The sequence below is a fragment of the Streptomyces sp. NPDC037126 genome, assembly GCF_055605965.1.
The window spans coordinates 52,473-72,184 of the sequence record NZ_JBVJTD010000022.1; the positions used below are offsets into that span (position 1 = coordinate 52,473).

At 73.2% G+C, this 19,712-nt stretch carries 17 protein-coding genes and 2 pseudogenes; 14 read left to right on the forward strand and 5 right to left on the reverse strand.

Annotated features, from left to right (window positions below):
• Positions 1-1,173: 1,173 nt before the first annotated feature.
• Together ACZ7FF_RS35340 and mycP are read left to right on the forward strand one after the other, a co-directional pair.
• Positions 1,174-1,923 (forward strand): hypothetical protein, encoded by a 750-nt coding sequence (locus tag ACZ7FF_RS35340; RefSeq protein ID WP_470817630.1) that lies wholly within the window; start codon positions 1,174-1,176, stop codon positions 1,921-1,923.
• Positions 1,920-3,101 (forward strand): type VII secretion-associated serine protease mycosin, encoded by a 1,182-nt coding sequence (gene mycP / locus ACZ7FF_RS35345; RefSeq protein ID WP_470817631.1) that lies wholly within the window; start codon positions 1,920-1,922, stop codon positions 3,099-3,101. Before ACZ7FF_RS35340 ends, mycP begins: the two co-directional genes overlap by 4 nt.
• A 185-nt stretch (positions 3,102-3,286) precedes the next feature.
• Here mycP and ACZ7FF_RS35350 read toward each other — a convergent pair.
• A pseudogene (locus ACZ7FF_RS35350) lies at positions 3,287-4,247 on the reverse strand (serine hydrolase).
• 150 nt (positions 4,248-4,397) lie between these two features.
• Here ACZ7FF_RS35350 and ACZ7FF_RS35355 point away from each other — a divergent pair.
• A complete protein-coding gene (locus ACZ7FF_RS35355) occupies positions 4,398-5,129 on the forward strand; it encodes an SseB family protein (RefSeq protein WP_470817633.1) in 732 nt (243 codons plus the stop codon).
• A gap of 1 nt (position 5,130) precedes the next feature.
• Here ACZ7FF_RS35355 and ACZ7FF_RS35360 read toward each other — a convergent pair whose 3' ends face one another.
• Positions 5,131-5,487: a DUF1844 domain-containing protein gene (locus ACZ7FF_RS35360; protein WP_470817635.1), complete on the reverse strand. Its 357-nt coding sequence runs from the start codon at positions 5,485-5,487 to the stop codon at positions 5,131-5,133.
• A 365-nt stretch (positions 5,488-5,852) separates the two neighbouring features.
• Between ACZ7FF_RS35360 and infC the strand changes: the two genes are divergently transcribed.
• From infC to ACZ7FF_RS35410, 10 genes and pseudogenes are all read left to right on the forward strand, one after another.
• Positions 5,853-6,491, forward strand: a complete 639-nt coding sequence (gene infC / locus ACZ7FF_RS35365) for a translation initiation factor IF-3 (protein WP_078637498.1) — start codon at positions 5,853-5,855, stop codon at positions 6,489-6,491.
• Between the two features lie 113 nt (positions 6,492-6,604).
• Positions 6,605-6,799: a 50S ribosomal protein L35 gene (gene rpmI, locus ACZ7FF_RS35370; RefSeq protein ID WP_004933563.1), complete on the forward strand. Its 195-nt coding sequence runs from the start codon at positions 6,605-6,607 to the stop codon at positions 6,797-6,799.
• 99 nt (positions 6,800-6,898) lie between these two features.
• Positions 6,899-7,282 carry a 50S ribosomal protein L20 gene (rplT, locus tag ACZ7FF_RS35375; protein WP_006141703.1) on the forward strand — a complete coding sequence of 128 codons (384 nt, stop codon included), beginning with the start codon at positions 6,899-6,901 and terminating at the stop codon, positions 7,280-7,282.
• A 168-nt stretch (positions 7,283-7,450) separates the two neighbouring features.
• A complete protein-coding gene (locus ACZ7FF_RS35380; protein ID WP_470817637.1) occupies positions 7,451-8,311 on the forward strand; it encodes a TrmH family RNA methyltransferase in 861 nt (286 codons plus the stop codon).
• A gap of 62 nt (positions 8,312-8,373) precedes the next feature.
• Positions 8,374-9,507, forward strand: a complete 1,134-nt coding sequence (locus tag ACZ7FF_RS35385; RefSeq protein WP_470817638.1) for a sensor histidine kinase — start codon at positions 8,374-8,376, stop codon at positions 9,505-9,507.
• 155 nt (positions 9,508-9,662) lie between these two features.
• The gene (pheS, locus tag ACZ7FF_RS35390; protein WP_470817640.1) at positions 9,663-10,784 is read left to right on the forward strand and encodes a phenylalanine--tRNA ligase subunit alpha; all 1,122 of its coding nucleotides are present in this window, start codon (positions 9,663-9,665) and stop codon (positions 10,782-10,784) included.
• Positions 10,784-13,303, forward strand: a complete 2,520-nt coding sequence (gene pheT / locus ACZ7FF_RS35395) for a phenylalanine--tRNA ligase subunit beta (RefSeq protein WP_470817642.1) — start codon at positions 10,784-10,786, stop codon at positions 13,301-13,303. Before pheS ends, pheT begins: the two co-directional genes overlap by 1 nt.
• A 201-nt stretch (positions 13,304-13,504) precedes the next feature.
• A pseudogene (locus ACZ7FF_RS35400) lies at positions 13,505-14,565 on the forward strand (PP2C family protein-serine/threonine phosphatase).
• A gap of 208 nt (positions 14,566-14,773) precedes the next feature.
• Positions 14,774-16,114, forward strand: coding sequence for a transcriptional regulator (locus ACZ7FF_RS35405; protein ID WP_470817644.1), 1,341 nt, complete (start codon positions 14,774-14,776; stop codon positions 16,112-16,114).
• Between the two features lie 66 nt (positions 16,115-16,180).
• Positions 16,181-16,717 (forward strand): NUDIX hydrolase, encoded by a 537-nt coding sequence (locus ACZ7FF_RS35410; protein WP_470817646.1) that lies wholly within the window; start codon positions 16,181-16,183, stop codon positions 16,715-16,717.
• Here ACZ7FF_RS35410 and ACZ7FF_RS35415 read toward each other — a convergent pair.
• A complete protein-coding gene (locus tag ACZ7FF_RS35415) occupies positions 16,714-16,974 on the reverse strand; it encodes a hypothetical protein (protein ID WP_470817648.1) in 261 nt (86 codons plus the stop codon). The genes ACZ7FF_RS35410 and ACZ7FF_RS35415 overlap by 4 nt on opposite strands.
• Before the next feature lie 194 nt (positions 16,975-17,168).
• On the reverse strand, positions 17,169-18,029 hold the full coding sequence (locus tag ACZ7FF_RS35420) for a 3-hydroxybutyryl-CoA dehydrogenase (RefSeq protein WP_470817649.1): 861 nt from the start codon (positions 18,027-18,029) through the stop codon (positions 17,169-17,171).
• A gap of 170 nt (positions 18,030-18,199) precedes the next feature.
• Here ACZ7FF_RS35420 and ACZ7FF_RS35425 point away from each other — a divergent pair, with 170 nt between their 5' ends.
• Entirely contained in the window at positions 18,200-19,498 is a 1,299-nt protein-coding gene (locus ACZ7FF_RS35425) for a glycoside hydrolase family 10-like protein (protein WP_470817650.1), read from the forward strand.
• Position 19,499: 1 nt separating this feature from the next.
• Here the strand turns inward: ACZ7FF_RS35425 and ACZ7FF_RS35430 are convergent, their stop codons facing one another.
• The gene (locus ACZ7FF_RS35430; RefSeq protein ID WP_470817652.1) at positions 19,500-19,697 is read right to left on the reverse strand and encodes a DUF1918 domain-containing protein; all 198 of its coding nucleotides are present in this window, start codon (positions 19,695-19,697) and stop codon (positions 19,500-19,502) included.
• Positions 19,698-19,712: the final 15 nt, after the last annotated feature.

A 19,712-nucleotide genomic window follows, 5' to 3' on the forward strand; every position in this document is an offset into this window, starting at 1 on the left:
ACGGCGTCCCGCACGCCTCGGCCCGACGCGGCACCGGCCGAGGACCCCGACGACGAACCCTCCGTCTTCACCCCCCGCGCACGAGCCGCCCGGCAGGGCCGCGCCCCGCGGCACCCGGTGGTCCCCGAGGTCGCCGACCCCGTGAGCCCCCCGCCCCCGCCCGCCTCGGCCCGCTTCCCGGACACCCCACCCCGCACGGGCCCCGGGCAGGCCGAGAGCACCGGCACGACCCGCTCACCGCGTGTCGACGGGGCCCCCGCGGCCGGTTCGTCGCGCGCCGATGGAGCCGGTGCGGCGACTCTGGGGTGTGCTTCCGGTGTCGCCCCCGGCGGTCCGACGGGCGCCGACGCCGTCGGTGCGGCTGGTCCCGGACGTGCCGTCGGCACCGGGGCAGCCGGTTCCGCGCGGGCCGGGGCCGTCGGCGCGGCCGGTCCGACGCGTTCCGGCGCCGCCGGTCCTGCCGGGCCCACGCGTTCCGGTGGCGCAAGTCCTGCCGGTCCCACGCGCGCCGGTGTCGGCGCTGCCGGGCCGGGACGTGCCGATGACGCCCTGGGCCCCGGGCGTGCCAGTGGTGCTGCCGGTTCCGTTCGCTCCGACGGCGGCGAACCCGCCGCTCCCGCACGGCCTGTTCGGGGTCCTGACCGGGAGTCGCGGCGGGCGGGAGCCCCGGCGGAGACGCCCTCCGAGACGACGGCCCGGCTCCGCCCGATCCGCCCGGCCTCGGCACCGCGGCGAGCCGCGACCGCAGGCCCCGCCACCGGGCGGACGGCGACCGCCGGCTCGGCCGGTGACCCGCGCGGCGGCCTCGACTCCGCCGCGGAGTCCGGCGGCCCGACGCGGCCCGCACGCCGGACGGCAGCCTGGCCCCCTGGCGCCCCGCCCCGCCCTGCGAGCCCGCCGTCGTCCCGGACCCCGGCGCACCCCGTGTCCCCGCCGTCGCCGGACTCCGGCGCCGCGGCTCACCCCGTGCGCCCGCCGTCCCCGCCCCCCGGGGCCCCGGCCCGCCCCACGGCCCCTGCGTCGTCCCCGGTGCCGTCGGCTCGGGTCCTGAGTTCTCCGGCCTCCGACCCCGCCGTGCCCGATCCGGCTCTGTCCTGGAGTGCCACCGCGGGTGTGCGGCCTGTCGTGTCGTTCGGGGAGCCCGAGGTGTTCCATGAGCGGAGGGGGCTTCGGGTGCGGCCGCGTACCGCCGTCGCGGCCGCCTGCCTGGTGCTGGGTCTCGGTCTCATCGGCGGTGCCGTCACCGGGAGTTGGCTCACCGGCGACGACGGGGGCGACACCCCCGGACACGGGTTCAGCGCCGCCGCCACGTTCTGGCACAGCGTGCCCGTCGACCAGTTGTTCCCGCCCACGGTCGTGGGCCCGGGCGCCGGCCCCGGCGGCGCCGACCGCACCTGGACCCGGATCGCCGTCGCCCCGGACAGCGGCTGCGCCGACGCCTTCGACCCGCTGCTGCACAAGGTCCTCGCCCCCGTCGGCTGCCAGCGGCTCCTGCGCGCGACCTACACCGACGCGACCCAGAGCTACGTAACCACCGTCGGCCTGCTGTTCACCAAGGCCGACCCCGCCGCCATGTCCGCGCTCGCCGCCCGCTTCCGCTCCGAGCGGCTGGACCGGCGCACCGACCTGATGCCCCGGCCCTACGCCGCCAAGGGCACCGCCGCGGCCGGGTTCGGCGACGACCAGCGCGCGTCCTGGACCATCTCCGTCCTCACCGACGCCCCCGTCGTCGTGTACGCCGTCTCCGGCTGGGCCGACGGCCGCAGCGTCGCCACCCCCCAGCCCGCCGCGGACGCCGTCCGCGCCGGCGTCACCACGGCACCGGCCCAGGCGGGCCTCGGCAACGAGGCGCAGGGCCTGGCCGACCGCATCGAGCGGAGCCTGCACCGCACCACCGGCTCGGCCACGGAGAAGCCCTCATGAGGCGATCGATACGCCGCCCCCGCCGCGCGCGCGTGTCCGGGGCCGCGGCGAGCCTGCTGCTCGCCGGCTCCCTCGCCCTGCTGCCGTCCGCCGCCCACGCCGACGGCATCCGCGCCCAGCAGTGGGGCCTGTCCGCCCTCAACCTCGACGAGGCATGGCGGACCACCAAGGGCCGCGGCGTCACCGTCGCCGTGCTGGACACCGGGGTCGAGGCCGACCATCCCGACCTGGCCGGCAACGTCCTGCCCGCCAAGGACATGATCGGCTTCGGCGCAGGACCGGGCGACCGCGACTGGGCCCGGCACGGCACCGCCATGGCCGGCATCATCGCCGGACACGGCCACGGCCCGGGCGACTCGGACGGTGTCGTCGGCGTCGCCCCCGAGGCGAAGATCCTGCCGGTCCGCGTGATCCTGGAGGACGGCGACTCCGCCCGCACCAAGGCCCGCACCACCCGCGGCAACGCCCTCGCGGACGGCATCCGCTGGGCCGCCGACCACGGCGCCGACGTCGTCAACCTCTCCCTGGGCGACGACTCCGACTCCGCGCACCCCGAACCCAGCGAGGACGAGGCCGTGCAGTACGCCCTGAAGAAGGGCGTGGTCGTCGTCGCCTCCGCGGGCAACGGCGGCGACAAGGGCGACCACGTCTCCTACCCGGCCGCCTACCCCGGCGTCATCGCCGCCACCGCCGTCGACCGCTACGGCACCCGCGCCTCCTTCTCCACCCGCCGCTGGTACGCGGCGGTCAGCGCGCCCGGCGTCGACGTCGTCATCGCCGACCCCGACCACAAGTACTACGAGGGCTGGGGCACGAGCGCGGCCTCCGCGTTCGTCTCCGGCGCGGCGGCACTGATCAAGTCCGCCCACCCGGACCTCGGCCCGGCCCAGATCAAGAAGCTCCTGGAGGACACCGCCCGGGACGCGCCGGCCGGCGGCCGTGACGACTCCCGGGGCTTCGGCATGATCGACCCGGTGGCGGCGCTGAAGGCGGCCGACCGACTCAGGCCGCAGACGCTGCGCCCGGCGGCGTACGCGAAGAAGTACTTCGGGCCGGGACCGGACGCCGCCACCACGAGCAGCGCGTCCGACTGGGCGGGCCCCCTCGCGGGCAGCGTGGGCGGCGTCCTCCTGGTGGCCGGCGTGATCCTGTGGCGGGGCCGCAGACGAGGCATCTGACACCCGCCCCGACCGCGCGGAACCGGCCGACGAACACACGCCCCTACGACACGGTGCCGAACCCGGACACGCGACCCCGACCGCCGCACGCCCTTACGAGGCAGTGCGTCGAACGCGGACATACGGCCTCCGCGCCCCCATGACGCTGCGGCGAACCCCGACGCGCGGCCTCAACCTCCGCGCCCCTACGGCGTCGTGGCGAACGCCGACACCGCGGCCTTGGCCGCGGCCTCGACCAGCGAGATGCCCTCCGCCTGGCTCACGGTCCCCTTCGACAGCACCGCCAGCAGGTACGCGCGCGAGCCCACCGTCACCCGGCCGATGCTGTTCACGTCCCACAGCCCGGTCGTGCTGCGCGGCAGCCACCCGTTCTTCAGCGCCGGGGAACCGCCGTCCGCGGCCGCCGGGACCCCCCACCGCTGATCCGCCTCGACCGACTCCATCAGCCCCCGGACGTAGGCCCGCGAGGCCGCGCTCAGCTTCGAGTCCTCGCCGAACACCTGTCGCAGCAGCACCAGTTGGTCCGCGGCCGTCGTCTGCGTCAGCCCCCACAGCTCGCCGGAGCCACCCGAGGTGCCCGTGAGCCCGAAGCGCCGGTTCGCCGCGTCCAGCCCGGCCGCCCGCCCGATCGTGTGCCACAGCGCCGTCGCGGACGCGTTGTCGCTGTTCTCGATCATCTTCGTGGCGTACGCCCGCTCCGCCGCCGTCGGCGTCCGCCCCGCGTCCTGTGCCTGGAGCAGTAGCGTGGCCAGGATGTCGACCTTGACGATGCTTGCCGTGTCGAACGCGGCCGCGCCGTACACCGCGCTCTCGCCGGAGCCGGGCGCCAGCACCGCCGCCGACACCTCCGCTCCCGACGGCACGGTCAGCGACGCCATCGCCGCGGCCAGCAGTGCTGTACGGTCCACCGCCGCGGCCTCGGTCACGGGTTCCACCGATGCCTCCTCGTCCGCCCCGGCCGAGGAGGTGGCCGAGGTCGCCGCCGACGACGATACGGCCGCTGTCCCGGGGCGCGCCCGCGCCGTCACACAGTACGGTGCCCCCGGCCGTGACCCCGGCCACGGCCACGACGGCGAGCGCGGTGCGGAGAAGCGGGCGCCGGGACGGGCGCGCACGGCGGCGGGATCGGGCCCCGGGGGACTCCATGGCCGCGATGCTCGGGGCGGGAACTGTGCGCCGCGTCGGACGGAGCTGAGAGGGGCCTTGAGGGATCGCTGAGATTCCCGTGAAGGCGTGCCGCCCGCGGGCCCGGGCCCGCGACGAGCACCGCCGCTTCCCCCTATAGGGTCGGTGACCGTGGCGAACAAGAACATTCCCGACCCCGGCTTCTCCGACGACGACGGCTCCGCCGACCCCCGGCTGAGCGCCGCGCTCGCCGCCTGGGCCGAGGACCGCGCTGCCCTGGCACCCGTGCTGGAGGCGCTCAGGGGTGCCCGGCTGCTCGTGCCCGTAGTCGCCGTGCTGGGCGAGGTCGAGGAGGACGAGAACGGGCTGCGCCGCGAGAAGACCAGCGACATGGCCGTCCCGACCCTGAAGGCCGGTGACCGCACCGCTCTGCCCGCCTTCACCTCGACCGACTCGCTCGCCCGCTGGGATCCCGAGGCCCGGCCGGTCGCCGTCCCCCTGCACCAGGCGCTCCAGGCGGCCGCCCACGAGAAGGCCGACACCGTCGTGCTCGACCTCGCCGGACCGGTGCCCTTCGAGCTGACCGGACCGGTGCTGCTCGCGCTCGCCGAGGGCCGCACCAGCACCGACCCGCTGACCGACCCCGCCGTCGTCGAGGCGGTACGGTCCGCCGTGGCGGCGGAACCCGCCGTGCTGCGCGCCCATCTCGGCCCCGGCCGGGCCGACGGGACCCTGGCCCTCGTCCTGGACCCGGCCGCCCCGCCCGCCGAGGCCGCCCGCGCGGTCACCGAGCGGCTGGCCGCCGACGAGACACTGAGGGCCCGCCTGGTGCGCGGCCTCGACCTGGCACTGCTGCCGGCCGGGACCACGCCTCCGGGCGAGCCCTTGTACGTGCGCGGGTGAACTAGCCGTAGACGGGGCCGGTGTACTTCTCGCCCGGCCCCTGGCCCGGCTCGTCCGGGACGATCGACGCCTCGCGGAACGCCAGCTGCAGCGACTTCAGGCCGTCGCGCAGCGGGGACGCGTGGAAGGAGCTGATCTCGGTCACGCCCGCGTCGAGCAGGCCGGCGAGGGCGGTGATCAGCTTGCGCGCCTCGTCGAGGTCCTTGTACTTCTCGCCCTCCTCGCTCAGCCCGAGCTTCACGGCGGCGGCGCTCATCAGGTTGACGGCGACCGTGACGATCACCTCGACGGCGGGGACCTCGGCGATGTCCCGGGTCATCGCGTCGAAGTCGGGGTTCTCAGGAGGGGTCTCACTCATGCCCCACACGATAAGCGGTCATCCCATGGCCTTCTCGATTAGGCCTTGTCAAGCGATCCTGCTAACCTTGTTGACGACCGGCCGGACACGCTGTGCCCGGCCCACAAGTGGAGGCTCCGATCTCCCACCTGACCGTCCCCCGGGACGGCGGGTCACCCGGTCAGGCGGCCACCATCGTTCCGTACGGACGATGGAGTCGCCCGAAAGTGCGCCCCGCGTTCACCGCGGCGGTGCTCCGGTGTCATTGGAGCCCCGCCTGTGATCGGCCGGGGCATTTTTTCTGCTTCGGCGCGGTTAGGTCTCACTAACAGAGACGTTACGCGGCTGTCCGCCAGGCGGTCGCGTGGTGCTACCGAGGAGGATCCATCAGCGCCGAGCCCCGCATCAACGACCGGATTCGCGTTCCCGAGGTGCGACTTGTCGGTCCCAGTGGCGAGCAGGTGGGCATTGTCCCGCTGGCCAAGGCACTGGAGCTTGCGCAGGAGTACGACCTGGACCTGGTCGAGGTCGCGGCGAACGCCCGTCCGCCCGTGTGCAAGCTCATGGACTACGGGAAGTTCAAGTACGAGTCGGCCATGAAGGCCCGTGAGGCGCGCAAGAACCAGGCGCACACGGTCATCAAGGAGATGAAGCTCCGGCCGAAGATCGACCCGCACGACTATGACACCAAGAAGGGTCACGTCGTCCGGTTCCTCAAGCAGGGCGACAAGGTCAAGATCACGATCATGTTCCGTGGTCGCGAGCAGTCCCGGCCCGAGCTGGGCTACCGACTGCTGCAGCGTCTCGCGGAGGACGTCCAGGACCTCGGCTTCGTGGAGTCGAATCCGAAGCAGGACGGCCGCAACATGATCATGGTCCTCGGTCCGCACAAGAAGAAGACCGAGGCGATGGCCGAGGCCCGTCAGGCGCAGGAGGCCCGCAAGGCCGAGGCGAAGGCGAACCCCGGTAAGTCGCAGAACCCTGCCGAGGCTGAGGCGCCGTCCGAGGAGCCTGCCGAGGCGTGATCCCGGGGGACCCCGCGTCCCCGTGGATGTAACCGAAACTAGAGCGACGCTCCACCGTGCCCGGTTTTCGCGACCGGGCATCGGAGCGCCACCGACGAGGAGAGAACGGCGCTATGCCGAAGAACAAGTCGCACAGCGGTGCCAGCAAGCGCTTCAAGGTCACCGGCTCCGGCAAGGTGCTCCGTGAGCGCGCCGGCAAGCGCCACCTGCTCGAGCACAAGTCGTCCCGCGTGACGCGTCGCCTCACCGGCAACGCCGAGATGGCCCCGGGCGACGCCGCGAAGATCAAGAAGCTTCTCGGCAAGTGACGTCCCGGCGCTTCCTCGAGCGCCGTACGTCTGGACCGGGACCCAAACGTTTCCGGGTCGTGTGAGTACCCCCACGACCCCGCTACAAGGAGTTAACAAGTGGCACGCGTCAAGCGGGCAGTCAACGCCCACAAGAAGCGCCGGGCGATCCTCGAGCAGGCCTCCGGCTACCGCGGTCAGCGTTCGCGCCTGTACCGCAAGGCCAAGGAGCAGGTCACCCACTCGCTGGTCTACAACTACAACGACCGCAAGAAGCGCAAGGGCGACTTCCGTCAGCTGTGGATCCAGCGCATCAACGCCGCTGCCCGCGCCAACGGCATCACCTACAACCGCTTCATCCAGGGTCTGAAGGCCGCGAACGTCGAGGTCGACCGCAAGATCCTGGCGGAGCTGGCCGTCAACGACGCGAACGCGTTCGCCGCGCTCGTCGAGGTCGCGCAGAAGGCGCTGCCGAGCGACGTCAACGCCCCGAAGGCCGCGTGACGCCGCGCTGGCTCTAGCCGACGCTCACTGGACCCGCAGGCTGTAACGGCTTGCGGGTCCAGTCGTTTGCCGACCCCCGGGCGCTCGTCCGGCCGCGCGTCCGTCGTGGCCCGTCGCGCAGTTCCCCGCGCCCCTTCCGGGGGGCCACGAGTTTTCGAAGGTCTGAGGATGCCCCCCGTCTCCCCCGAGCTCATCTCGCCCCGGTCCGCCCGCGTCGCCGCGGCGCGCCGGCTCGCCAAGCGGAACTTCCGCGGCAAGGACCGGCTGTTCCTCGCGGAGGGGCCGCAGGCCGTCAGGGAGGCCGCCGGGCACCGCGTGGACGGCGGCCCCGCACTCGTCGAGCTGTTCGCGACGGTCGAGGCCGCGGAGCGGTACGCCGACATCGTCGGGGCGGCCCGGGACGCCGGGGCCCGGGTGCACCTCGCCGCCGAGGACGTCATCGCCGACATCTCCACCACCGTCACCCCGCAGGGGCTCGTCGGTGTCTGCCGGTTCCTGGACACCCCCTTCGAGGACGTCCTCGCCGCCCGGCCCAGGCTCGTCGCCGTGCTCGCCCACGTACGGGACCCCGGGAACGCCGGGACCGTGCTCCGGTGCGCCGACGCGGCCGGCGCCGAGGCCGTGGTCCTCACCGACGCCTCCGTCGACCTGTACAACCCGAAGGCCGTCCGCGCCTCCGTGGGATCGCTGTTCCACCTGCCCGTCGCGGTGGGCGTGCCCGTCGAGCGGGCCGTGGCCGGGCTCCAGCAGGCCGGCGTGCGCATCCTCGCCGCGGACGGCGCGGGCGACCGGGACCTGGACGAGGAACTGGACAGGGGCACCATGGGCGGACCCACCGCCTGGGTGTTCGGCAACGAGGCCTGGGGGCTGCCGGAGGAGACCCGCGCCCTCACCGACGCCGTCGTCCGCGTCCCCATCCACGGAAAGGCCGAGAGCCTGAACCTCGCCACGGCCGCCGCCGTATGTCTCTACGCGTCGGCCCGGGCGCAGCGCGCCCCCGGAGGGTGCCGCTCCGTCACCCAGAGCTAGGGCCTGCCGTAGTAGGGTGACCAACTCGGGGCCCTGCGCCGTCTGAGAGGTGGGGTACGGGGATGAGTGTGGCCGGCACGAGCACCGCGCCGGAGGGACGGGACGCGCGGCGTGCGCCCGCGCCCCGGTGCGGCGAGGACACCGGCATCGACCCCGACCAGCTGCCCGACGGCCTGGTGGTCGCCGACGAGCGCGGCCGTGTCGTCTGCTTCAACGCCGCCGCCGCGCGCATCACCGCCGTACGGCCCGCGGACGCCCTCGGGCAGCCCCTGGAGAAGGCGCTGCCGCTGGAGGACCTGGAGGGGCGGCGCTGGTGGCAGCTCACCGACCCCTACGGCGGACTCGCCATCCGGGTACGGCAGCCCGAGCGCAACCTGCTGCTGCCCGGCGGCCGGGAGGTGCTGGTCTGCGCCCGCTACGTGCGCGCCGAACCCCTCGGGCCCGTGCGGCGCGTGGTCGTCTCGCTGCGGGACACCGAGGCGCGCCGCCGCACCGAGCGCAGCCACGCCGAACTGATCGCCACCGTCGCCCACGAGCTGCGCTCCCCGCTGACCTCCGTGAAGGGCTTCACCGCCACGCTCCTCGCCAAGTGGGAACGCTTCACCGACGACCAGAAGCGGCTGATGCTGGAGACCGTCGACGCCGACGCCGACCGCGTCACCCGCCTCATCGCCGAGCTGCTCGACATCTCCCGGATCGACAGCGGACGGCTCGAGGTGCGCCGGCAGCCCGTCGACATAGGCGCCGCCGTGTCCCGGCACATCCAGGCCTACGTCGCCGCCGGCCAGCCCGCCGACCGCTTCCTGCTGCGCCTGGAGCAGCCGCTGCCCGCCCTGTGGGCCGACCCCGACAAGATCGACCAGGTGCTCAGCAACCTGCTGGAAAATGCCGTGCGGCACGGCGAGGGAACCGTCACCATTGACGTCACGCCCACGGCGTCCCCCCGCGAGGGCGAGGAAACCGGCACGTCGGTCACGGTGAGCGACGAGGGGCCCGGCATCCCGGAGGAGTCCATGAACCGCGTCTTCACCCGTTTCTGGCGGGGCAGCAAGCGCGGTGGCACGGGGCTCGGGCTGTACATCGTCAAGGGAATCGTCGAGGCCCACGGCGGCACGATCACGGTCGGCCGGGCCGCCGGCGGCGGCGCAGAGTTCCGATTTACCCTGCCCGTGAGCGCGCCGGCGTATCTCGCCTAGCGGCCCACGGGCCATTCGTCCACCCCCACCCCGTTAGACTCGGCCTTTGGCACCTTTGTGTCCTTCACACGGCACTCGGAGTCGGTGACGGGGACCCATCCGCCAGGGGGCACCCCCCAGCGTCAGCTGGGGGACAATCGGAAGCACGGGAAGAGATGTCGGCACCCAATAAGTCGTACGACCCTGTCGAGGTCGAGGCGTTGAAACCGGAAGAGATCGAGCGCATGCGGGACGAGGCGCTCGCCGCCTTCGCCGCCGCGGGCTCCCTCGACGCGCTCCATGAGGCCAAGGTCGCCCACACCGGCCCCGCCTCCCCGCTGGCCCTCGCCAACCGCGAGATCGGCGCCCTGCCCCCGCACGCCAAGGCCGAGGCCGGCAAACGCGTCGGCATGGCCCGCGGCGCCGTGAACAAGGCGCTCGCCGCCCGCCAGACCGAGCTGGAGGCCGAGCGCGACGCCCGGGTGCTCGTCGAGGAGGACGTCGACGTCACGCTGCCGTACGACCGCGTACCGGCCGGCGCCCGCCACCCCCTGACGACGCTCTCGGAGCGCATCGAGGACATCTTCGTGGCCATGGGCTACGAGGTGGCCGAGGGCCCCCAGGTCGAGGCGGAGTGGTTCAACTTCGACGCCCTCAACATCGGCCCGGACCACCCGGCCCGCGGCGAGGCGGACACCTTCTTCGTGCAGGGCACGGGCGGTGGCACCGAGTCCGGCGTGGTGCTGCGCACCCACACCTCGCCGGTGCAGATCCGCTCCCTGCTGGAGCGCGAGCTCCCGGTCTACGTGATCTGCCCGGGCCGCGTCTACCGCACCGACGAGCTGGACGCCACGCACACGCCCGTCTTCCACCAGGTCGAGCTGCTCGCCGTGGACGAGGGCCTGACCATGGCCGACCTCAAGGGCACCCTGGACCACATGGTCCAGTCGCTGTTCGGCGAAGGCATGAAGACCCGGCTGCGGCCGAACTTCTTCCCCTTCACCGAGCCCAGCGCCGAGATGGACATGCTCTGCTACGTCTGCAAGGGCGAGTCCGTCGGCAACCCCGACCGTCCCTGCCGCACCTGCTCCAGCGAGGGCTGGATCGAGCTGGGCGGCTGCGGCATGGTCAACCCGCGGGTGCTGACCGCCTGCGGCGTCGACCCGGAGAAGTACAGCGGCTTCGCCTTCGGGTTCGGCATCGAGCGGATGCTGATGTTCCGCCACAACGTCGAGGACATGCGAGACATGGTCGAGGGTGACGTCCGGTTCACCCGGCCGTTCGGGATGGAGATCTGATGCGGGTCCCGCTTTCTTGGCTGCGGGAGTACGTCGACCTGCCGGCGACCGAGACCGGCCGTGACGTCCAGGCCAAGCTCATCTCGGCAGGCCTGGAGGTGGAGACCGTCGAGCAGCTCGGCGCCGACCTCAAGGGCCCGCTGGTCGTCGGCCAGGTGCTGACCATCGAGGAGCTGGAGGGCTTCAAGAAGCCGATCCGCTTCTGCACGGTCGACGTCGGCCAGGCCAACGGCACCGGCGAGCCCCAGGAGATCGTCTGCGGCGCCCGCAACTTCGCGGTCGGCGACAAGGTCGTCGTGGTCCTCCCGGGAGCCACGCTGCCCGGCGGCTTCTCCATCGCCGCCCGCAAGACCTACGGCAAGACGTCCCACGGCATGATCTGCTCCACCGACGAGCTGGGCATGGGCGACGACGGCACGCACGGCATCATCGTGCTGCCGCCCGAGACCGAGGTCGGCAAGGACGCCGTCGAGCTGCTGGAACTGGTCGACGAGGTCCTGGACATCGCCGTCACCGCCAACCGCGGCGACTGCCTGTCCATCCGCGGTGTCGCCCGCGAGACCGCCATCGCCTACGGCCTGCCGCTGAGCGACCCGGCCCTGATCGACGTGCCGGCCCCGAACGCCTACGGCTACCCGGTCAAGGTCTCCGACGCCGCGGGCTGCGACCGCTTCACCGCCCGCACGGTCACCGGCCTGAGCCCCGAGGCCCGCTCCCCGATCTGGCTGCAGCGCCGGCTGCAGAAGGTCGGCATGCGCCCGATCTCGCTCGCCGTCGACATCACCAACTACGTGATGATGGAGCTGGGCCAGCCCCTGCACGCCTACGACCGCAACCTGGTCCAGGGCACGATCGGGGTGCGCCGGGCCGGGGAGGGCGAGAAGCTCGTCACCCTCGACGGCGTCGAGCGCAAGCTGCACGCCGAGGACCTGGTCATCACCGACGACCGTGGCCCCATCGGCCTGGCCGGTGTGATGGGCGGCGCCAACACGGAGATCGCGGACCACACGGCCGCGGACGGGGCGAACGCGACCACCGACGTGGTGATCGAGGCCGCCCACTTCAACCCCGTCACCGTCGCGCGCACGGGCCGCCGCCACAAGCTGCTGTCCGAGGCGTCCCGCCGCTTCGAGCGCGGTGTCGACCCGCAGGCCGCGGCCGCCGCCGCGCAGCGCACCGTGGACCTGCTGGTGCTGCTCGCGGGCGGTAGCGCCGAGGCGGGCGTCACCGAGGTCGTCGCGCCGTCCGCGCCGCACACCATCACCGTCCCCGCCGACCACCCGGACCGGGTCGCGGGCGTGGAGTACGGCCGCGAGACGGTCGTACGCCGGCTCCAGCAGGTCGGCTGCGACGTCATCGGGCAGGACGAGCTGGTCGTCACCGTCCCCTCCTGGCGGCCCGACCTGGCCGACGCGAACGACCTGGCCGAAGAGGTCATCCGCCTTGAGGGCTACGAGAACCTGCCCTCCACGCTGCCCAAGCTCCCCTCGGGCCGCGGTCTGACCCACCGCCAGCGGCTGCACCGCCGGGTCGGCCGCGCGCTGGCCGGCGCGGGCTACGTCGAGGCGCCGAACTACCCGTTCGTCGGCGAGCAGGTCTTCGACCAGCTCGGCCTTGCGGCCGACGACCCGGCCCGCCGCGTCGTGAAGCTGGTCAACCCGCTCAGCGACGAGGAGCCCGCGCTGCGTACGACGCTGCTGCCGGGCCTGCTCGGCGCCCTGCGGCGCAACGACGGCCGGGGCTCGCACGATCTGGCCCTGTTCGAGACGGGTCTGGTCTTCCACCCGCGTGCGGAGCAGCGGTCCGCCACGCACCTGCCCGTCGACCGGCGTCCCACCGACGAGGAGATCGCGGAGCTGAACTCCGTGCTCCCCGAGCAGCCGCGCCACGTCGCGGTCGTCCTCGCGGGCGCCCACGAGCAGGCCGGCTGGTGGGGCAAGGGCCGTCCGGCCGACTGGGCGGACGCCGTCGAGGCGGGCCGCGCGGTCGCCCGGGAGGCCGGTGCCGAACTGGTCGTCCGCAAGGGCCAGTACGGTCCGTGGCACCCCGGCCGCTGCGCCGAGCTGGTGGTCGTGGCCGACGGCACGGAGACGGTCGTGGGCCATGCCGGAGAGCTGCACCCGCGGGTCCTCAAGGCCCTGGGCCTGCCCGAGCGCACCTGCGCGATGGAGCTGAACCTGGACGCGCTGGAGGCGGGCGGCGACGGCACCGTGCAGGCGCCCGGCATCTCCACGTTCCCGGTCGCCACGCAGGACGTCGCGCTCGTCGTGGACAGGCCCGTTCCGGCGGCCGAGGTCGAGGCGGCGCTTCGTGCGGGGGCCGGCGAACTGCTGGAGTCCATCCGGCTGTTCGACGTGTACGAGAACGCCGAGCAGCTCGGCGAGGGCAGGAAGTCGCTGGCGTACGCGCTGCGTTTCCGCGCCGGTGACCGGACGCTGACCGTGGACGAGGCGTCCGCGGCCCGGGACGCGGCGGTCGCTCTGGCGGGCGAGCGGACCGGGGCCGTGCTCAGGGGCTGACCCCCGGCGGAGGCGTCCCCGGCCGGGGGCGCCTCCCCCTCCCCGAGCCGCATAAATGCAGGTTGACCTGCGGATGCTCACTCATTCGGGTGGTCATCCGAGGTGATCAGGCCTTCTCGGACCGTGCGCTAGACAGAATCGGACCGGCCTTTCGGGGTCGGTCCGTCTGCTGTGTCAGGGCCCATATGGGGGACCAGAGGCATGATCCGCATCAAGGCACGGGCGCCCACCGGGCGAGAAGCCGTACTGCCCACGGTCTGGGGAGCCGTGGCGGTCACCTACAAGTTCGGCTGCCCGCTGGCCCGGGAGAGCGGGCTCGGCGCGCACATCGTCACCAGCGCCGTGTTCTTCGCCGTGGGTACGGGTCTCATACACCACGTCCGCCGCACCCTGCTGCGGGAGCTGCGGCTCGCCCGGCGCGCGGCGCGTGCCGCGCAGAGCGTCGTGCTGCGGCCGGTGCCGCCGCGCCTGGACGGACTGAACGCCGCCGCGGCCCAGTTGTCCGCCGACCGGGGCGCGAGCGTGGGCGGCGACCTCTACGAGGCGATCGCCACCGAGCACGGCGTCCGGGTCGTGATGGGCGACGTGCGGGGGCACGGCCTGGCCGCCCTCGGCACCGTCGCGGCGCTCCTCGGCAGCTTCCGCGAGGCCGCCCACGACGAGCCCGAACTGGGCGGTGTGCTGCGCCGGCTGGAGCGCGCCCTGGGCCGGCACCTGCGCGAGCGGGCCCGCGCCGAACACCCCTCGACGGGCGCCCGGGACCCGGACCACCCGATCGCCGAGGAGTTCGTCACCGTCCTGCTCCTGGAGATCGGCGCGGACGGCGAGGTGCGGGCCCTCAACTGCGGCCATCCCTGGCCCTATCTGCTCAGCGGCACCACCGTCGAGCCGCTGACCCGCGCGGACCCGCTGCCGCCGCTCGGCCCCTTCCCGCTCCCGGCGGACCTGGCGCCCCACGCGCGGGGGCGCCTTCTCGCGGGCGAGTCGCTGGTCCTCTTCACGGACGGGGTGGAGGACGCGAGGGACGCCAGGGGCCGCTTCTTCTCCCTGCCGAGGGTGCTGAGGGAGGTCGTAGCAACCATCCGGTCACCCCGCAGACGGTGTTGCGGACCGTCTTCACCGCTCTTCTCGATCACACCGGCCGGCGACCCGCGGACGACGTCGCGCTCCTCGTGCTGCGCAACGACCGGGGACCGAGACCCGGAGCGCGGGACGCCACCCGACCCGCCACGATCCACCCGCAGCCGACCGGCCACCGCTAGCCGCACGTTCGGGCGTCAACTCCGCCAAGCCACCGCTTTTCGAGGGGGAGCCGGTGGCTTGGCGGGGCCTCATACGAGGCAGTTCAGTCAACCGGCCCGACACTCTGCGCAACAGCGCGCGCACACCCCGGATGCGGGCACTCCGTTCACACCCCGTGTGAAGGCGGAAGCACTACGCTGACGGCACCAGGCACTCGGGGGGCATCCCATGCAGCCCAACACTCTGCTCGACGCCATCCTGGACGAGGCGGGGATCTCGCACGCGGGTCTCGCGGCCCACGTGAACCAGGCGGGCCGGCGACGGGGCCTCGCGCTCCGGTACGAACACACGGCCGTGGCCCGCTGGTTGAAGGGCCAGCGGCCCCGCGGCCAGGTGCCCGACCTGATCTGCGAGGTGCTGGCCGGGCGGCTGCACCGGCCGGTGACCCTCGACGACATCGGCCTCGGGGTGCCGGGGGAGCCCAGCGTCGCGCACGCGGGCTCGCTGTCCGGCTTCGTGGAGCGGGCCACCGCCCTGTGGCGCTCCGACGAACAGCAGCGCCCGCACGTGCTGGGCGCCCCCGCCGTCACCGGCACCCCGGCCGTGATGCCGGTGTGGGAGTGGGAGAACCCGCCCGAGGACGTCGACGTCTCCCGCGGCGGCCGGCACCGGGTCACGGCGACCGACATCGCCATGCTGCGCGCGGCCCGTGCGCACTACGAGCAGATGTACCGGAAGGCCGGCGGCATCGCCACCCGCACCCGCATCGTCGGCTTCCTCAACGCCGAGGCTGCGCCGCTGCTGCGCGGCAGCTACACCGACGCCACCGGACGCCAACTGCACCGAGCCACCGGCGGGTTGGTCGCCGTCGCCGGCATCTGCGCCTATGACTCGGACGCGCACGGCCTCGCCCAGCGCTACTTCCACCAGGCGCTCCGGCTCGCAAAGGCCAGCGGAGACCGGGGACTCGGCGCCTACGTGATAGCCCTGCTGGTCAACCAGTCGCTGTTCATGCGGGAGTACCGGCAGGCGGTGGCCTTCGCCGAGGCCGCGCTGCGCGCCGCGGGCAAGCACATCACCCCGGCGCTCGCCTCCGACCTGTACGCGATGCAGGCCAAGGCATACGCCCACCTCGGCGACTCGAGCAGCGCCCTGTCGTGCATCCGGCGTGCGGAGAGCGCCGCCGAACGCATCCGGCGCGGATACGAACCGGACGAGACGGGCTACGTCCAGCCCGGTCTGGTCAATGTGCAGGTGGCCGAGGCGCTGTTGAGCCTCGGCGAGCTCGCCGCCGCCCGGGAGCACGCGGCGGCCGCCGTCGACAACCCCGCCCACGACCGGGGGCGGGTGCACCGGCTGGCCATGCTCAGCACCATCGAACTGCGCCAGGGCAACGCGGACAAAGCCGTGGCCACGGCCGTGCAGATGGCCGAACAGGCGCGCGGAATGGAGTCCCAGCGGCTGCGCGACAGACTTCGCGCGGTACGCGAGCACCTCGCGCGCTGCGGCTCGGCCGGGACCACCGAGGCCGCGGAACTCATCGACGGGGCGCTGCGCGTACCGCTGTAGGGCCCCCTGTGACCGCACAGTCGCTGCTGCGATATTGCCACTTACTCGGCGGAAGGTGGCAGAACCGTGCAGTGGACGAAACAGAACGAACAAACTGTGTATGAAAACCGCTGGTTCAGCGTCAATCTCGCAGATGTCGAGCTGCCGGACGGCCGGCACCTCGACCACTTCCTGATCCGGCTGCGGCCCGTGGCCGTGGCCACGGTGGTCAACGAGGCCAACGAGGTCCTCCTGCTGTGGCGCCACCGCTTCATCACGGACAGCTGGGGCTGGGAACTCCCCGCGGGCGTCGTCGAGGACGGCGAGGACATCGCGAGCGCGGCCGCCAGGGAACTGGAGGAGGAGACCGGCTGGCGGCCGGGACCCCTGCACCACCTCATGACCGTGGAGCCGTCCAACGGCCTCACCGACGCCCGGCACCACATCTACTGGTCCGAGCGGGGCGAGTACCTCGGGCACCCCGTGGACGACTTCGAGTCGGACCGCCGGGAATGGGTCCCCCTCAAGCTCGTCCCCGACCTGATCGCCCGTGGGGAGGTCCCGGCCGCCAACATGGCGGCCGCGTTACTCCTGCTGCACCACCTCAGGCTCGCCGAGGGTTAGTGGGCGGCCAGCGCCTGCCAGACCGTCACCACGAGCGCGCCGAGCGCCGTCAGCGCCGCGAGCGAGGGCAGCGGCCAGCGAGCGTGTTCCAGCGAGACCATCCGGGAGTTCAGCTCGTCCAGCTCCTTGGCGGTCTCCTCGGTGCGGTGACTGAGCAGCGCCAGTCCGCCCTCGACGCGGGCGTAGGCCACGTCGAGGCGGCGCCGTAACTCTGCGAGTTCTCCATGGACCACGGGATGCTCCGGATCGGCGGTCACGGGTCCACTCCTTTCCGTAGTCGAACGGGATTGTTCCGCATCCCTTGCATGCGCATGAAGAGTGAACTCGCCTGGTGGGCGCGTGGGGAGCGTGTGCGAGGGGCATATGCGTGCCCGGCGCGCACACGGAGTGTGAAACGGACGGGCCCGGCACCGGTGTCCGGTGCCGGGCCCGCGGGCGTCGCCGACGGTAATCAGCCGTAGGTGTAGAAGCCCGAGCCGGTCTTCCGGCCCAGCCGGCCCGCCTCGACCATGCGCTGGAGCAGCGGGGGAGCGGCGTACAGCGGCTCCTTGTACTCGGCGTACATCGAGTTGGCGATGGAGACGATGGTGTCCAGGCCGATCAGGTCGGAGAGCCTCAGCGGGCCCATCGGGTGGGCGCAGCCCATCTCCATGCCGTTGTCGATGTCCTCGCGGCTCGCGATGCCCGACTCGAACATCCGGATCGCGGACAGCAGGTAGGGCACGAGCAGCGCGTTCACCACGAAGCCGGAGCGGTCCTGGGCGCGGATGGCGTGCTTGCCGAGCGCCTTCTCGGCGAAGGCCTGGGCACGGCTGAGGGTGCCCTCGGAGGTGGTGAGCGCCGGGATCAGCTCGACGAGCATCTGCACCGGGGCGGGGTTGAAGAAGTGGACGCCGACGACGTGGTCCGGGCGGGAGGTGGCCACCGCCAGCTTCACCAGCGGGATCGAGGAGGTGTTGGAGGCCAGGATCGCGTCCGGCCGGGTCACCACCTGGTCCAGCACCTGGAAGATCTCGGTCTTCACCGCCTCGCTCTCCACGACCGCCTCGATCACGAGGTCCCGGTCGGCGAACTCGCCGAGGTCGGTGGTGAAGGTGAGGCGCGCCTGCGTGGCGTCCCGCTCCTCCTCGCTGATCTTGCCGCGCTCGGCGGCCTTGGCCAGGGAGTTGAGCAGCCGGGTACGGCCGATCTCCAGGGCCTCGCCGGTGGTCTCGGCGACCTTGACGTCCAGTCCCGCGCGGGCGCACACCTCGGCGATGCCCGCACCCATCTGGCCGCAGCCCACGACTCCGACGCGCTCGATGTCGGTCACATCGTCCCCTTCGCTGGTTCTCGGCTCGCTCGGCAGACCTCCGGGTCGGGCGCCTGCTCCGATCGTGCACGTTACCGCCAAGTATCGATGATCGATCGTTCGGGTGGGGGAATCCATGGGCTCGTAACGATCCGTGACCGTGCGGATCCGGAGCATATGGGGTAGTGCGGATGGGACGCATGTCACGGCGGGCCTTCACGCTGGCGGCGCTGTCGACCCTGGGTACGGGCGCGTGCGGGACGGGGCCGGCGCCGGCGAGCGGGGCCCACGGGGCCGGCCGGACGCGGGGTGCCGGCGCGGCGGGCGGCGCGGCGACCACCGGGACGCACGGCGCCCCCGCGGTGAGCGCGATGCGGGGGGTGTGGATGGCGACCGTCGAGAACCGGGACTGGCCCTCGCGCCCGGGCCTGAGCGCCGCCGCCCAGCGCAAGGAGCTGGTCGCGCTCCTCGACCGGGCGGCCCGCGACCGGCTGAACACGGTGCTGCTCCAGGTGCGGCCCACCGCCGACGCCCTGTGGCCGTCGCCGTACGAGCCCTGGTCCCAGTTCCTCACCGGCACCCAGGGCCGGGACCCCGGCTGGGACCCGCTGGGCTCGGCCGTGCGCGAGGCCCACGCGCGGGGCCTGCACCTGCACGCCTGGTTCAACCCGTACCGGATCGCGAACCACACCGACCCGGGCCGTCTCGCCGCGACGCACCCGGCCCGGAAGCACCCCGACTGGGTGGTGTCCTACGGCGGCCGGCTCTACTACAACCCCGGCCTGCCGGAGGTCCGCGCCTTCGTGCAGCGGGCGATGCTCGACGCGGTCGCCCGCTACCCGGTCGACGGCGTCCACTTCGACGACTACTTCTACCCCTACCCGGAGGCCGGGCAGACCTTCGGCGACGACGACGCCTACGACCGCTACGGCGGCGACTTCACCGGCCGGGCGGACTGGCGGCGGCACAACGTCGACCAGCTGGTGAAGGAGATGGCTGCGGGCATCGCCCGGGTCAGGCCCGGCACCCGGTTCGGGATCAGCCCCTTCGGGGTGTGGCGCAACGCCTCGACCGACCCCCTCGGCTCCGACACGGACGCGGGCGTGCAGACCTACGACGACCTGTACGCGGACACCCGCAGATGGGTCCGCGAGCACTGGATCGACTACATCGTGCCCCAGCTGTACTGGGAGATCGGCGCGCCCGGCGCCGACTACGCGACTCTGGTCGACTGGTGGGCCTCGGTCGCCGAGGGCAGCCGGACCCACCTCTACATCGGCGAGGCGCTGTACCGGGCGGGGGGCGCCAAGGAGCCCTCGGCCTGGCAGGACCCGGTCGAGCTCTCCCGGCACCTCACCCTCGCCGCCCGCCACCCGCAGGTGCGCGGGCATGTGTTCTTCGCCGCCGGGGACGTGGCCGCGGACCCCGTCGGGGCGATGGCCCGCGTGGTCGCCGACCACTACGAGCGCCCGGCGGCACCACCGCGGTGACCTACCGCTGTTTGTCGTCCTTATGCTTGACCTGGCAGTCCGGGCCCGGCGACATGATCGCCTCGTGCCCGTCCTGGAAGCGGACCCGGTAGGGCGGGTTGCCCTCCTGGCCCATCACTTCGACGATCTCGCTGACCTGGTCGTGCTGCCCGACCACCCTGCCGTGCTGGACAAGACGGTCCCCCTTGGATGCGTGCATCTGCAGGCCCTCCTC

What these genes read in the sequence shown, in the direction of transcription:
- rpmI (WP_004933563.1), top strand. Translation starts at nt 6,605, where the DNA reads ATGCCGAAGAACAAGTCGCACAGCGGTGCCAGCAAGCGCTTCAAGGTC.
- pheS (WP_470817640.1), top strand. Translation starts at nt 9,663, where the DNA reads ATGTCGGCACCCAATAAGTCGTACGACCCTGTCGAGGTCGAGGCGTTG.
- pheT (WP_470817642.1), top strand. Translation starts at nt 10,784, where the DNA reads ATGCGGGTCCCGCTTTCTTGGCTGCGGGAGTACGTCGACCTGCCGGCG.
- ACZ7FF_RS35405 (WP_470817644.1), top strand. Translation starts at nt 14,774, where the DNA reads ATGCAGCCCAACACTCTGCTCGACGCCATCCTGGACGAGGCGGGGATC.
- ACZ7FF_RS35430 (WP_470817652.1), bottom strand. Translation starts at nt 19,697, where the DNA reads ATGCACGCATCCAAGGGGGACCGTCTTGTCCAGCACGGCAGGGTGGTC.
- ACZ7FF_RS35385 (WP_470817638.1), top strand. Translation starts at nt 8,374, where the DNA reads ATGAGTGTGGCCGGCACGAGCACCGCGCCGGAGGGACGGGACGCGCGG.
- ACZ7FF_RS35425 (WP_470817650.1), top strand. Translation starts at nt 18,200, where the DNA reads ATGGGACGCATGTCACGGCGGGCCTTCACGCTGGCGGCGCTGTCGACC.
- ACZ7FF_RS35360 (WP_470817635.1), bottom strand. Translation starts at nt 5,487, where the DNA reads ATGAGTGAGACCCCTCCTGAGAACCCCGACTTCGACGCGATGACCCGG.
- ACZ7FF_RS35380 (WP_470817637.1), top strand. Translation starts at nt 7,451, where the DNA reads ATGCCCCCCGTCTCCCCCGAGCTCATCTCGCCCCGGTCCGCCCGCGTC.
- mycP (WP_470817631.1), top strand. Translation starts at nt 1,920, where the DNA reads ATGAGGCGATCGATACGCCGCCCCCGCCGCGCGCGCGTGTCCGGGGCC.